This window comes from Alsobacter sp. SYSU BS001988 (assembly GCF_054796215.1).
The window spans coordinates 103,482-116,663 of sequence record NZ_JBTAMK010000007.1; the positions used below are offsets into that span (position 1 = coordinate 103,482).

At 71.5% G+C, this 13,182-nt stretch carries 14 protein-coding genes; 9 read left to right on the top strand and 5 right to left on the bottom strand.

The window, feature by feature from the left end:
• Positions 1-49 precede the first annotated feature (49 nt).
• Positions 50-1,846, top strand: coding sequence for a DUF882 domain-containing protein (locus ACYVO7_RS14930; protein ID WP_460450603.1), 1,797 nt, complete (start codon positions 50-52; stop codon positions 1,844-1,846).
• 15 nt (positions 1,847-1,861) lie between these two features.
• Here ACYVO7_RS14930 and ACYVO7_RS14935 read toward each other — a convergent pair whose 3' ends face one another.
• Both ACYVO7_RS14935 and ACYVO7_RS14940 read right to left on the bottom strand, forming a co-directional pair.
• Positions 1,862-2,101, bottom strand: a complete 240-nt coding sequence (locus ACYVO7_RS14935; protein WP_406854766.1) for a DUF2312 domain-containing protein — start codon at positions 2,099-2,101, stop codon at positions 1,862-1,864.
• Between the two features lie 218 nt (positions 2,102-2,319).
• The gene (locus tag ACYVO7_RS14940; protein WP_460450604.1) at positions 2,320-3,162 is read right to left on the bottom strand and encodes an N-formylglutamate amidohydrolase; all 843 of its coding nucleotides are present in this window, start codon (positions 3,160-3,162) and stop codon (positions 2,320-2,322) included.
• Between the two features lie 84 nt (positions 3,163-3,246).
• Between ACYVO7_RS14940 and ACYVO7_RS14945 the strand changes: the two genes are divergently transcribed.
• The 3 genes from ACYVO7_RS14945 to ACYVO7_RS14955 all read left to right on the top strand — a co-directional run bounded on the left by ACYVO7_RS14945 (position 3,247) and on the right by ACYVO7_RS14955 (position 6,051).
• Positions 3,247-4,233 carry a DMT family transporter gene (locus ACYVO7_RS14945; protein ID WP_460450605.1) on the top strand — a complete coding sequence of 329 codons (987 nt, stop codon included), beginning with the start codon at positions 3,247-3,249 and terminating at the stop codon, positions 4,231-4,233.
• Positions 4,230-5,522, top strand: a complete 1,293-nt coding sequence (locus ACYVO7_RS14950) for a glycerate kinase type-2 family protein (RefSeq protein WP_460450606.1) — start codon at positions 4,230-4,232, stop codon at positions 5,520-5,522. The genes ACYVO7_RS14945 and ACYVO7_RS14950 overlap by 4 nt, the downstream gene beginning before the upstream one ends.
• Before the next feature lie 82 nt (positions 5,523-5,604).
• Complete coding sequence (locus ACYVO7_RS14955; protein WP_460450715.1) at positions 5,605-6,051, top strand: DUF1036 domain-containing protein; 447 nt, start codon at positions 5,605-5,607, stop codon at positions 6,049-6,051.
• A 12-nt stretch (positions 6,052-6,063) separates the two neighbouring features.
• On the opposite strand, the gene ACYVO7_RS14960 is transcribed toward ACYVO7_RS14955, so the two are convergent.
• From ACYVO7_RS14960 to ykgO, 3 genes are all read right to left on the bottom strand, one after another.
• Positions 6,064-7,041: an alpha/beta fold hydrolase gene (locus ACYVO7_RS14960; protein ID WP_460450607.1), complete on the bottom strand. Its 978-nt coding sequence runs from the start codon at positions 7,039-7,041 to the stop codon at positions 6,064-6,066.
• Between the two features lie 104 nt (positions 7,042-7,145).
• Positions 7,146-7,850 (bottom strand): tetratricopeptide repeat protein, encoded by a 705-nt coding sequence (locus ACYVO7_RS14965; RefSeq protein ID WP_460450608.1) that lies wholly within the window; start codon positions 7,848-7,850, stop codon positions 7,146-7,148.
• A 106-nt stretch (positions 7,851-7,956) separates the two neighbouring features.
• Positions 7,957-8,082, bottom strand: coding sequence for a type B 50S ribosomal protein L36 (gene ykgO / locus ACYVO7_RS14970; RefSeq protein WP_106334813.1), 126 nt, complete (start codon positions 8,080-8,082; stop codon positions 7,957-7,959).
• Between the two features lie 293 nt (positions 8,083-8,375).
• Between ykgO and ACYVO7_RS14975 the strand changes: the two genes are divergently transcribed.
• The 5 genes from ACYVO7_RS14975 to ACYVO7_RS14995 are packed head-to-tail and all read left to right on the top strand — an operon-like array spanning position 8,376 to position 13,145.
• Entirely contained in the window at positions 8,376-9,572 is a 1,197-nt protein-coding gene (locus ACYVO7_RS14975; protein WP_460450609.1) for a substrate-binding domain-containing protein, read from the top strand.
• Positions 9,569-10,360: an ABC transporter ATP-binding protein gene (locus ACYVO7_RS14980; RefSeq protein WP_460450610.1), complete on the top strand. Its 792-nt coding sequence runs from the start codon at positions 9,569-9,571 to the stop codon at positions 10,358-10,360. The genes ACYVO7_RS14975 and ACYVO7_RS14980 overlap by 4 nt, the downstream gene beginning before the upstream one ends.
• Positions 10,353-11,078 carry an ABC transporter ATP-binding protein gene (locus ACYVO7_RS14985; RefSeq protein ID WP_460450611.1) on the top strand — a complete coding sequence of 242 codons (726 nt, stop codon included), beginning with the start codon at positions 10,353-10,355 and terminating at the stop codon, positions 11,076-11,078. The genes ACYVO7_RS14980 and ACYVO7_RS14985 overlap by 8 nt, the downstream gene beginning before the upstream one ends.
• Positions 11,075-12,067, top strand: a complete 993-nt coding sequence (locus tag ACYVO7_RS14990) for a branched-chain amino acid ABC transporter permease (RefSeq protein WP_460450612.1) — start codon at positions 11,075-11,077, stop codon at positions 12,065-12,067. Before ACYVO7_RS14985 ends, ACYVO7_RS14990 begins: the two co-directional genes overlap by 4 nt.
• A gap of 4 nt (positions 12,068-12,071) precedes the next feature.
• Entirely contained in the window at positions 12,072-13,145 is a 1,074-nt protein-coding gene (locus tag ACYVO7_RS14995; RefSeq protein WP_460450613.1) for a branched-chain amino acid ABC transporter permease, read from the top strand.
• The last annotated feature ends 37 nt before the right edge of the window (positions 13,146-13,182 follow it).

Here is a 13,182-nt window from a genome sequence, read left to right on the forward strand (position 1 = left end):
GGCGCGTTGCCTCAAGTCGGCGACGCCTGGCCTGGCCGCGCTATCGCTCATGCTTGGAGAGACCGGAAACCTGGGCGACGCGGTCGCCAACGGGGACACCCGGGCGATCAGCATCTACCACACCCACTCCAAGGAAAGCGCCACGATCACGTTCAAGCGCAACGGCGTCTATGACCGCGACGGCCTGGAGAAGCTGAACTGGATCCTGCGCGACTGGCGCCGCGACGAGCCCACCAGCATGGACCCGCGGCTGTTCGACATCGCCTGGGAGGTCTATCGGGAGACGGGTTCGCAGGAGCCCATCAACATCGTCTCGGCCTATCGGGCGCCCGAGACGAACGCCATGCTGCGCCGCCGCTCGCGCGCGGTCGCCAAGCACTCCCAGCACATGCTGGGCAAGGCGATGGATTTCTACCTGCCGGACGCCTCGATGGCGAAGGTGCGCGAGATCGCGCTGCGGCTGCAGCGCGGCGGCGTCGGCTATTATCCGACCGCCTACAATCCCTTCGTCCATCTCGACGCCGGCAGCGTCCGCCACTGGCCGCGCCTCACCCGCGACCAGCTCACCCGCCTGTTCCCGGACGGCAAGACCGTGCACATGCCGACGGACGGCAAGCCGATGCCGCGCTACGAGGAGGCCGCCGCCGAGGTCGTCGCCAATGGCGGCACGGTGTTCGCCTATGCGGGCGGCGAGAACGAGGAAGGCCCCGCGCCGGTCGTCGCAAGCCGCCGCGGCAAGAGCTTCTTCGCGGCGCTCTTCGGGATCGGCGGAGGCGAGGACGAGGACGAGGACCTCGCCCAGGCTCCGCGCGGCCGCGGCCGCGTCGCGTCGCGGCCCACGCCCCAGGCGCAGGCCTACGCGCCCTCCGCCACCGTGGACGACCGCTTCGTGGGCGCCTATTCGACGCGCGCCATGTTCGCGTCGGCCGCTCCGGCCCAACCGGTCCGCGCGCCGATCGCGCCGCGCCCGGCCCCGGCTCCGGCCCCGCAGGCCGAGGACGAGGCGCAAGGCGTCCAGGAGCGCCCGATCGTCGTGGGCTCGCTGGGTCCGGCGGGCGCGGCCGTTATCGAGCCGACCCCTTCGCCCGCGCCGGCCCCTGTCGCGCCGAAGCTGGTCGACGTCCCGCAGCCGCTGATCCGCCCGGCCGCGCTGCTGCCGGCCGCGAGCCAGGTCCAGGCCGCGCCGTCACAGCCTCAGCCCCAGATGGTCTGGCAGGCGGGTCCCGCCGGGGCGCCCGGCCAGCCCTCTCCTGTCGGCGCAGCGGAAGCCGCGCCGCGCTACGCCGCCGTGCCGCTGCCGCTCGCGCGGCCCGCGGACCTCGGCGGCGCCCTCGCCTCCGCGACGCCGGCCGCGCTGCTGACCGCCAATGTTCCGCTCCCGCCGAGCCGGCCCGTCGCGCTGGCCTCGCTGGTTCCCATGATCCCGGCTTCGCTGCCCGCCGGGACGCCGGCTCTGGCCGCTCCCGAGGCCGCGCCGCGGTCGGCGGAGCCCGCGCGGCGCCCGCACCAGGAGCCCGCCGGCGCGAAGGAGACCGCCAGGGACGCGTCGGCCCATTCGTCGCAGGAGCCACCCGACGAAGAGGCGCTGGACCGCGATGGATTGAAGTCGCTGTTCGCCGGAGCGAGCGTCGCCGGCGCGGCGCGGCCCGGCGCGGCCCAGAAGGCGCCGTCCGTGAGCACCGCCAAGTCGCGGCCCGCGCAGCGCGAGATCTCGCACGCGGCGGCAAACCCGGTCGCGACCGTGGCGATGAATTTCAGCCACGGACCGAACGAGCTGGCGACCGATCACTTCTCCGGGCCGGCCGTGAAGCCGCTGGGGTCCGCTCGCTTCACGCCCGCCCGGTGACGGGGCCGACCGGCCTCACGCCATCCCGAGCGCTTCGAGATAGAGCTCCATGATGGCCTCCTGCTCCTTGCGCTCGGCGTGGTCCTGCTTGCGGATGGCGACGATCTTGCGGATGATCTTGGTGTCGAAGCCGTTGCCCTTGGCTTCGCCGTAGACGTCCTTGATGTCCTCGCTGAGGGCCTTCTTCTCCTCCTCGAGCCGCTCGATGCGCTCGATGATGGCCTTCAGCTGATCGGCCGCAATCGAATTGTCCATGATGTCCGGGCCCCGTCCAGGTCGTCGCCGTGTGAGCATCGCAGGGCCGGACGGCGTCGCGCCGGCTCACGAGATGCGTGAAAAGCAAAGCTCGCCCCCGGCTCGACTCATGGAGCCGGGCCGAAGGACGAGGCGCGTCGGTTTCGGCCAACTGGCCGCCGTGGTCAAGGCCGCCCCGAAAAAGGCCGTTTGGGCCTGTGGATGCCGGGGATGAGGCGTCAGATGCTCGGGCCCGGATCGCCCCTGAAGGCCGCCCTCTGGCGGCTCGCCGTGCGGGTGGGATGGAGTTCGATGCGGTGCTGCGCCGGGTCCGCCGCCAGCTCTCCGATGATGCGGGCGAGCCTCTCGCCCCAGGCCAGCGCGCCGGCCTCGGTCCCGATCAGGTCCTGCCTCACCTCGATGAGCGCGTTGGAGAGCCCGCGCGCGGTGGCGTGCCGGTTCACGGTGTCGCCCGCCAGCGCGCCGTCATAGGGCTCGTTGTCGCCCACCACGAGATCGCCCTCGGCCTGCAGAGCCTCGATCAGCGGCAGGGGCAGCCGCGGGTCGGCGTCCCACAGCACGGTGACGTGCCAGGGCCGCGGCGCGCCCTTCCAGGCCGGCGTAAAGGAATGCATGCTGACGATCATCGGCGGCGGCCCGGCCTCCAGCGACGCCGCGATGGCCGCCTCCACGGCCCGGTCGTAGGGCCGGTAGAAGCGCGCCAGGCGCCGCTCCACCTCGGCCCGGTCCGCCCTGGCGTTGCCGGGCACGACGGCGCCGTCGGAGAGCCGCATCACCAGCGTCGGATCGTCCTCGCCCCGGTTCGGATCGATCAGCAGCCGCGAGAAGGTGCTGAACACCGCCGGGCAACCCAGGATCTCCGCCATGCGGCGGGTCGTGGCCGCGATGCCGATGTCATACGCGATATGGCGCTCCAATTGACCGGCAGGCAGGCCGAGGCCGGCGTATTCAGCCGGGATCGCGTTCGACGCGTGGTCGCAGAGCAGCACGACGCCGCTCGCCGGGTCTCCCGGCATGACGACGGGGCGGTGAGGCGTGGGCTGGTGCGAGGCGTTCGGCATGCTGGAATCCCGGTCGCCGCAACCATAGTGACGCGCCGGGCGAACTGCCATAGGAGTGTACCCCCCGCCGCGCACCCATGCCCGATGACGACGCCAGACCTCGCCCGCCCCTCGCCTGACCCGCTCGCGCCGGCCGCCGCGCCGCAGGCGGCCGGACGCGCGGGCCCGTTGGCCGCGCTCGTGGGCGGAGCGCTCGCGATGGGGATCTCGCCCATTTTCGTGCGGCTGGCGCAGGACGCGGGCGTCGGCCCCTTCGCCTCCGCCTTCTGGCGCGTCGCGCTGGCCCTGCCGGTCCTCTACGCCTGGGCGAGGCTGGAGGAGCGCGCCGCCGGTGCGGGAGCCAGGCCGACCTTCACCCGCGCCGCCGTGATCTCGGGCGTCCTGTTCGGCGGCGACCTGCTGTTCTGGCACGTGTCGATCCTGAAAACGACCATCGCCAACGCCACGTTCTTCGCCACCACGGCGCCGATCTGGGTCGTCCTGTTCTCATGGCTGGTGCTGAAGCAGCGCGTCCGGCGGGAGATCCTCGCCGGCATCGGGTTGTGCCTGCTGGGGGGCGTCGCCCTGATCGGACACTCCCTGCAGGTCGACCCGGCCAAGCTGCGCGGCGACCTCTACGGGCTCGCAACCGCCGTGTTCTTCGGGCTCTACTTCATCGCCGTGCAGGCCGCCCGCAAGGAGGCCGGCGCGGCCCGCGTGACCTTCGCCCTCTCCTGCGTCACGGCGGTGATCCTGCTGGCGGCGGCGCTGGTGGCGGGCGACCATCTGTGGCCCGTGACGGCGGCCGGCGTCGCGGCGCTGTTCGCCATGTCGTGGCTCAGCCATGCGGGCGGCCAGGGGCTGCTTTCGGTGGCGCTGGGGCGCCTGCCGGCCGTCTTCTCGTCGCTGGTGATCTTCCTGGAAGCGGTCGCCGCCGCGCTCGTGGCCTGGGCCGCGCTGGGAGAAGCCGTCACGCTGGTTCAGGCGTTCGGCGGAGCGCTCATCCTGGTCGGCATCTGGGTCGCGAGGCCGCGCGAGCCGCGACCCGCCGCCGCGGCGCCGGCGCTTCGCACCGATGGAGGGCGACCATGAGCGATTGCAAGGCCAGGCGCGCCGTGTTGCGCGCCGCGTTCGACGCGGCCGTGAAGGCCGCTCATCCCAGCGCCTGCCTGCCGCCGCATTTGCCCCCCGCCCCCGAGCGCGGGCGCATCCTCGTGCTGGCCGCCGGCAAGGCCGCCGCCAGCATGACGGCCGCCGCCGAGGCCTTCTATCTCGACCGCTGCGGGATTTCGCCCGACCGGCTGGCGGGCCTCGCCGTGACCCGCATCGGCTATGGCGAACCCACCCGGGTGGTGGAGGTGGTGGAGGCGGGCCATCCCGTGCCCGACCAGAGCGGCGTCGACGCGACCCGCCGCACCCTGGCGCTGGCGCAGGCCGCCGGCCCCGACGACCTTGTCCTGGTCCTCATCTCGGGCGGCGGCTCGGCCAACTGGATCGCCCCCGCCGGAGGGCTCACGCTGGCCGAGAAGCAGGCCGTCACGCGCGCGCTGCTGCGCTCGGGCGCGTCGATCGGCGAGATCAACACGCTGCGCAAGCGGCTCTCCCTGATCAAGGGCGGACGCCTCGCGCGTCTCGCCGCCCCCGCCCGGCTGCTGACGCTGGCGATCTCGGACGTGCCGCACGACGACCCGTCGACCATCGCGTCGGGCCCCACCGTGCCGGACCCCACCACGATGGCGCAGGCGCGCGCGGTCGCGGCCAAGTACCGGCTTGACCTGCCGCCCGCCGCGCGGGCGCTCCTCGACGACGACGCCAACGAGACCCCGAAGCCCGGCGATCCCGTGTTCCGCAACGCCGAGTTCCGCATCGTCGCCAGGCCGGCCCAGTCCGTCGAGGCGGCCGCCGAGACGGCGCGGGCGGCCGGTTACGAGCCGCTGTCGCTCGGCGCGGACCTGGAGGGAGAGGCGCGCGAGGTCGCCTTCGCGCACGCCGCCGAGGCGCTGCGCCTCCGGCGGGAGGGACGCAAGGCTGCGCTGATCTCGGGCGGCGAACTCACCGTGACCATCCGCGGGACGGGCCGCGGCGGCCCCAACCAGGAATACGCGCTCGCGCTCGCCGTCGCGCTGAAGGGCGAGCCGGGCGTGGCGGCGCTGGCCGGCGACACGGACGGCACCGACGGCGGCGCCGGCAAGCCCGACGATCCCGCCGGAGCGGTGATCGACGAAACCACCCTGGCCCGGGCCCGGTCGGCCGGGCTGGACCCTGGGGCGTCCCTGGACGACAACGATTCGACCGCCTTCTTCGAGCGCCTGGGCGACCTGCTGGTCCCCGGCCCGACCCGGACCAACGTCAACGACATCCGGGTCATCCTCGTCGGTTGACAGGGACCCGCCCGGCTCGCCAAATCGAAAGCCGAATCGGGGCCTGGATGGCCGCCTCCGTTCCATGGACGCCACGCGCACGATGCTGCTGTTCCGCCTTTCCGTCCTGCCCGCCCTCCTGGCGACAGCCGCCAGCCTCGCCGGCGCGGCGCCGGCGCATGCGGACCTGCGCCTGTGCAACCTCACGCAAAGCCGCATCGGGGTGGCGCTGGGCTACCGCGATCCGCAGGGCTGGCTCTCCGAAGGGTGGTGGAACCTGAAGCCCAACGAGTGCGAGACCATGCTGAAGGGCGGCCTCGCGGCGCGCTTCTACTACATCTACGCGCAGGACTACGACCGCGGCGGGGAGTGGGGCGGCAAGACCTTCATGTGCACCCGCGACAAGGAGTTCACGGTGCGCGGGGCGGAGGATTGCCTGGCGCGCGGGTTCGACCGCGTCGGCTTCTTCGAGATCGACACCGGCGAGCAGAAGAGCTGGACCGTGCAGCTCACCGACCCCAGCCGGGCCCCGACCACCCGGGCCCCCTGAGGGGCCACCCTTCTACTCGGCGGCCGCGGCGAGGCTGGCCTGGCCGGCGACCCGCTCGATCTCCGCCAGCACGACCTCGTTCGCCGCGTGGTGCGGCATGTGGCCGATCCCCGGCAGCAGCGTCAGACGCGACCCGGCGATCTGCCGGTGGATCGCGACCGAGTGGATCACCGGCGAGACGATCTTGTCGGCCTCGCCATGCAGGATGCTGGTGGGAACCCTGATCTCGGCGTAACGGCGGGACTGGACCTTCAGATGGTCGTTGAGGTCGATCAGGTCTTCCGCATTGGCCTGGAACTCGGCCGGCCGCAGCAGCAGGCGAACGGCGGTGCGATCGGCGTAGCCGGGCGGCGGCTCGTTCGGGGCGAACACGGCGCGCACGCCGGCGTCCAGCGCCAGGGCGGTCACCGGCGTCGCGACCGTATAGTTGAACAGGGTCGCGAAGCGCCTGTCGGAGGCCGCCCGGTTGTACCAGGCGACCCCGCCCATCCAGGGATGCGTCGCTCCGGCCAGCAGCACCAGGCCGCTGACCATGTCCGGGTGGTCGAGCGCCAGCGCCGTCGCGAGCGAGCCGGACCACGAATGGCCCACGACCACGGCCTTGTCGACGCCGACGGCCGACAGGGCCGCCCGGATCGTCCTGGCCTGCGCGGCCGGCGAGGAGGCCGAGCGCTCCCCGATCCTGTCGGTCCAGCCATGGCCCGGCCGATCCACCGCGATCACGCGCCGCCGCCGGGCGAGCTGGTCCCCGATCGCCATCATCATGTCGCCGGAGTTCGCGGACGCGCCATGCAGCAGCAGGATCGCGGCGCCGGGCGCGCCGCCGTCCGGGCCGCGGTCGACCAGATGCACGGTCCCGCCCTCGACTGGCACGAGGCGCCCTTTGGGCGGATGCGCCCGGGACTGGGCTTCGGCGAGCAGGGACGACGCCAGGGCGGAGGCGGCGGCGGCGCCGGCCGCGAGGCCCAGCGCGATGGCGGTGCGTTTCATGCAGGGGATGTCTCGGTGGGGCGGAAAGGGCGGCGATCTCGCCTGAAGACGCATGGCGCGACGTCATGGGTCCCATGCGCCTCGCTATGTCGCAGAGCGCGCTTTCAGAGATCGGAGCCGCCGACCTCCGCCGCGAGGCTCTGGACGGCCTTCTTCACGTCCGCCAGGAAGGGATTGATGGCGAGGGCCTTCTGGAACACCGCATAGGCGGCCTTCCGGTCGCCGTTCTGCTGCAGGATGATGCCCAGGCCCGAGAGCGCGCCGAAGTGACGGGGCTCGCGCGCCAGCACCTCCCGCAGGTCGGCCATGGACCGGGTCACGTCGCCCATCATGAAGAAGATCGTGGCGCGCTTGTTCCAGGCCTCCGCCCAGTCGGGCTGCAGCGCGATGGCGCGGTCCAGGAGCTCGATCGCCAGAGGCTGGTCCTGACCGGCGGCCTCCATGGCGCGCACGAACAGGAGGTCGGCGGTGTCGCTGCCCGAGCGCATCCATCGGCGCTGGATCGACGCCACGATGCCCTTGGCCTCGCTCTCGTCGGTCGACTTGGAGAGCCGTGCGTAGAGGTCGTCCAGCGTCGCCGCGCGCGGCGGAGGCGCCGCGTCCGGCTTGCGGGCGCCGGGGGCCGGGCCTGCGGCGGGCTGGATCAGCGGCTCGAGCGGCCGGGAGACCGCCGGCGAAGCGACGGCCAGAGAGCCCAGGGCCACGGAGCCCAGTTGCACGGAGCCCAGGGCCAAGGCGGTCAGAAACAGGGTCCGGATCTGGCGCATGCCCTGGATGATAGGGCGGGTCGCGGCGCTGTCAAAGCCCATGCTGTCGCACGACGCACGAAAACAGGGCGCTGACCGCGCCCTGTCCGGCATCGCCTCACCTCAGAGCGGCCGTCTCCCCGCCCGTGGGCGAGGACGGCCGAACGCCTCAGCCCTGGCGGGCCTTGTAGCGCTTCTGGGTCTTGTTGATGATGTAGACGCGGCCCTTGCGGCGCACGATCTGGTTGTCGCGGTGACGCTCGCGCAGCGACTTGAGAGAGTTGCGGATCTTCATCGGTCCAGTCTCGCTTCGATCGGTCGCGCGGAACGACCTGAATGGGTCTAGGATCTTCGCGGGCGCGCCACGCGCAACGTGGTTCTGCGGCCCACGCGCCCTTCGGTGCTGGTCAATAGTCCATCCGCTCTGCCGTTTCAAGCCGGCGAGCGCCGAAAGCTGCACGGATCGCTACACTTCCGCCCAGGCGCAAGCGCTGCATTTTCCCCTCGATCTCCGCTGAATTCCGGGCATGATGCCCGAACAGGCCGCGAAACAGGCCAATATCGAGAAATGCGCCAGGGAGCACCGCGATGAGGGCATGGACGATCGGCTGGGCCGCCGGAATCGCGTTGGCGGGCGCCGCCTCGCTGGCCGCCCCCGCTTCCGCCAAGGACGTCAAGATCTGCCTTCTCGCCGGCAAGACGGGCCCGCTCGAGGCCTACGCCAAGCAGACCGAGAACGGCTTCATGCTGGGCCTCGAATATCTCACCAAGGGCGCGATGCAGGTGGGGGCCGACAAGCTGCAGGTGATCGTCAAGGACGACCAGCTCAAGCCTGACCGCGGCAAGGCGCTGCTCGAGGAGTGCTACGCCGACGACAAGGCCGACATCGCCGTGGGCACGAGCGGCTCGCCCGTGGCGCTGGCCATGCTGCCCGTCGCCGAGGAAATGAAGAAGGTCCTGATCGTGGAGCCGGCCGTGGCCGATTCGATCACCGGGGAGAAGTGGAACCGCTACGTCTTCCGCACCGGCCGCAGCTCCTATCAGGACGCCCTCGCGGCCGCCGCGGCCGTTCCGGACGGCGACGTCTCCATCGGCATGATGGCGCTCGACACCGCCTTCGGGCGCGACGGCGTGGCGGCCTTCAAGGAGGCGCTCGCGGGCGTGCGGCCCAAGGCCAAGGTCGTGGCCGAGGAATACGCCGCCGGCAACACCGCCGACTTCACGCCCTTCGCCGAGCGGCTGTTCAACGGCCTGAAGGACAAGCCCGGCAAGCGCCTGATCGCCTTCATCTGGGCCGGCGCGCATCCGATCGCCAAATTCGTCGACATGAAGCCCGAGCGCTTCGACATCGTCCTGGCGCCGGGCGGCAACCTCCTTCCGGTCATGGCCGGCTGGAAGAGTTTCGCGGGCGCGGAAGGCGGCATCTACTACTATTACGGCTTCCCGCAGAATCCGCAGAACGACTGGCTGAAGGCGGAATATCAGAAGCGCTTCAACGCCCCGCCGGACTTTTTCGTCGCCGGCGGGTTTTCGGCCGCCTCGGCCGTGGTGGCCGCCCTGCAGAAGTCCGGTTCGACCGACGCCGAAAAGCTGATCGCCGCCATGGAGGGCATGAGCTTCGACACGCCCAAGGGAACCATGACCTTCCGGAAGGAGGATCACCAGGCCCTGCAGGACATGTATCACTGGCGCATCAAGAAGGGCGCGACGGACACCGATCTGCTGGAGCTGGTCGCCACCATCCCGGCCAAGGACATGCCCCTGCCCATGCGCAACAAGCGGTGACCGCGACTGCACCGCCCTGCCCCGTCCTGGAGACGCGCGACCTCACGATCCGTTTCGGCGGGCATGTGGCGGTCGACCGCGTCTCCTGCCGCTTCGAGCGCGGCACGCTGACCGCCATCGTGGGCCCTAACGGGGCGGGCAAGACGACATGGTTCAACCTCATCTCCGGCCAGCTGCGGGCGACCGGCGGACGCGTGCTGCTGGAGGGCGTCGACGTCACCGGCCTGGGGCCGGCGGCGCGAACGAGGCGCGGGATGGGCCGGGCCTTCCAGCTCACGAACCTGTTCCCCAACCTTTCCGTGCGCGAGAATGTCCGCCTCGCCGTCCAGGCCCGCGCCGGAGGCGGCTCCACGATCTGGCGCCGGTGGAGCGACCGGACGGACTGGATCGAGCAGGCCGACAGGATCCTCGAGCAGGTCGCCCTGTCGGACGAGCGGCGCGTCCCCGCCGCCGCGCTGCCGCATGGAGACCAGCGCAAGCTGGAGGTCGCCGTCATGATGGCCCTGGAGCCCCGGGTCCTGATGTTCGACGAACCGACCGCCGGCATGTCGGTCGACGAGGTCCCGGTCGTGCTCGACCTCATCCAGCGCCTCAAGGACCAGGGCGACAGGACCATCCTGCTGGTCGAGCACAAGATGGACGTGATCCGCAGCCTCGCGGACCGCATCGTCGTCCTGCACAATGGCCAGCTGGTCGCGGATGGAGAACCGGCCGCCGTCATCGCCTCTCCGATCGTGCAGGAGGCCTATCTGGGCGTCAGCGCCGGGAGCGAGCCCGACCATGGCTGAACCGATCCTCACTCTCGCCGGCGTCCACACCCATATCGGCCAGTACCACATCCTGCAGGGCGTCGATTTCGCCGTCGCGCCCGGCCAGACGACGGCGCTCCTCGGCCGCAACGGCGCGGGCAAGACCACGACGCTGCGCACCATCATGGGGCTGTGGGCCCCGAGCCGCGGCGAGATCCGCTTCGACGGCCGGCCCGTCGGGGGCCTCGCCACCCCCGAGATCGCCCGCATGGGCGTGGCCTATGTGCCGGAAAGCATGGGCGTCTTCGCCGACCTCACCGTGCGCGAGAACATGATCCTGGCGGCGCGCGAGGGCCCGCCCCCGGCGGCGCGGCTCGACTGGATCTTCGGCTTCTTCCCGGCCTTGAAGACGTTCTGGAACCATCCCGCGGGGGTGCTCTCCGGCGGGCAGAAGCAGATGCTCTCGATCGCCCGCGCCGTCGTCGAGCCGCGCCGCCTCATCCTGATCGACGAGCCCACCAAGGGCATCGCTCCCGCGATCGTGGAGAACATGATCCGCGCCTTCCGCGAGCTGAAGCGATCCGGCGTGACCATCCTGCTCGTCGAGCAGAACCTGCGCTTCGCGCAGGCGCTGGCGGACGCCGTCGCCGTCATGGACGACGGACGCATCGCCCATCGGGGAAGCATGCGGGACCTGGCGGCCGATGCGGACCTGCAGTCTCGGCTGCTGGGCCTATCGCTGGGAGCTCACGCGTGACCGACGTCGCCCGCCCCCGCGCCGACCTGTGGCCCCTGGCGCTCCTCCCGGCGCTCGCGCTGATCGCCCTGCCGCTGGTGGGCAGCCCAAGCGCCTGGATCACCCTCACGGTGGCCGGTCTCGCGATGGGGATGATGATCTTCGTCGTGGCCAGCGGGCTGACGCTGATCTTCGGCCTCATGGACGTGCTGAATTTCGGCCACGGCGCCTTCATCGCAGTCGGGGCCTATGCGGCTTATTCGGTGCTCGGCCCCGTCTCGGCCTGGCTCGGCGCCGATACGCTGGCCCTGAACCTGGCCGCCCTTCTGGCCGCCGCGCTGGCCGCCATGGCGGTGACGGGCGCGCTCGGGCTCGCTTTCGAGCGCGTCATCGTCCGGCCGGTCTATGGCCATCACCTGAAGCAGATCCTGATCACCATGGGTGGGCTCGTGGTGGCCGAGCAGATGATCCGGGTCCTGTGGGGGGCCGACCAGAAGGCGATGCCGCTCCCGGCGGGCCTGCGCGGGGCCGTGATGGCGGGCGACGTCGCGATCGAGAAGTTCAGGCTGCTCGCCGTGGGCGTCGGCCTGGTCGTGTTCATCGCCATGCAGCTCGTCCTGAACCGGACCCGCATCGGCCTGCTGATCCGGGCCGGCGTCGAAAACCGCGAGATGGTGGAGGCGCTCGGCTACCGGGTCCGCCGGCTCTTCGTCGGCGTCTTCATGGCGGGTTCGGCCCTGGCCGGCCTCGGCGGAGCGCTGTGGGCGCTCTACCGCGAGACGCTGACCGCCGACATCGGCGGCGAGGTCATGGTCCTGGTCTTCATCGTCATCATCGTGGGCGGCCTGGGCTCGGTCGGCGGCTGCTTCATCGGCTCGCTCATGGTGGCGCTCATGGCCAATTACACCGGCTATCTCGCCCCCAAATTCGCCCTCGTCTCCAACATCGCCCTGATGGCGGCGGTGCTGATGTGGCGGCCCAATGGGCTCTACCCGGTGGCCAAGCGGTGAGCCGATGCTGAAGGCGCTTCTCTCGGGCGACCTGCCGCGCAGCCGGGCGCTGGCCGCCCTCCTGCTCGCCATCCTGATCGGGCTTGCGGGCGCGCCCTTCTGGTTCGGCGGCGCCCAGCCCATCAACACCGCCGCGAAGGTCTGCGTCTTCATCCTGCTGGTCGCCAGCTACGACCTGCTGATCGGCTACACGGGCGTGGTCTCCTTCGCGCACACGATGTTCTTCGGCATCGGCGGCTACGGGGTGGGGCTGGCCCTCTACGCCTGGGGCGCCGCGTGGACGTCCGTTTTCGGCGGCCTTGGCCTCGCTTTGCTGCTGGGCGTCGCGCTGGCGCTCGGCATCGGCCTGTTCTCGCTGCGCGTGCGGGCGATCTTCTACGCCATGATCACGCTCGCGGTCGCGTCGGCCTTCGCCGTCCTGGCCTCCCAGCTCTCGGGCCTCACCGGCGGCGAGGACGGCCGCTCCTTCCGGGTTCCGGAGCTGCTGCGGCCCGCGACGAAGCTGCTCGACGCGCCGGTGCTCGGGGTCGAGGTGAACGGCAGGATCGTCGCCTACTACATCGTCTTCCTCAGCGCCCTGGCGCTGTTCCTGGCGATGCTGCGGATCGTGAACTCTCCCTTCGGGCGCGTGCTCCAGGCCATCCGGGAGAACGAATTCCGGGCCGAGGCGCTGGGCTATCGCACCGTGTATTACCGGACGGCGGCGAACTGCCTCGCCGCCGGCATGGCCGTGATGGCCGGCGCGCTCAACGCGCTGTGGCTGCGCTACACCGGGCCGGACACGACCTTGTCCTTCACCATCATGGTCGACATCCTGCTCATGGTCGTGATCGGCGGCATGGGCACGCTCTATGGGGCGGTGATCGGGGCGACGCTCTTCGTGGTGGCCCAGAACTACCTGCAGAAGCTGATGGGCCTGGCGGCGGCCGCGACCGAGGGCGTTCCCCTCCTGCCGAGGCTGCTGGACCCGGACCGCTGGCTTCTGTGGCTCGGCGTGCTCTTCGTCCTGAGCGTCTACTTCTTCCCCACCGGCGTCGTCGGCCGGCTGCGCCGCCGCGCCGGCCCCGACCCGGGCTGATCCGGCCCGCGAGGGGTTTTGCCCCGCCTCAGGGGAG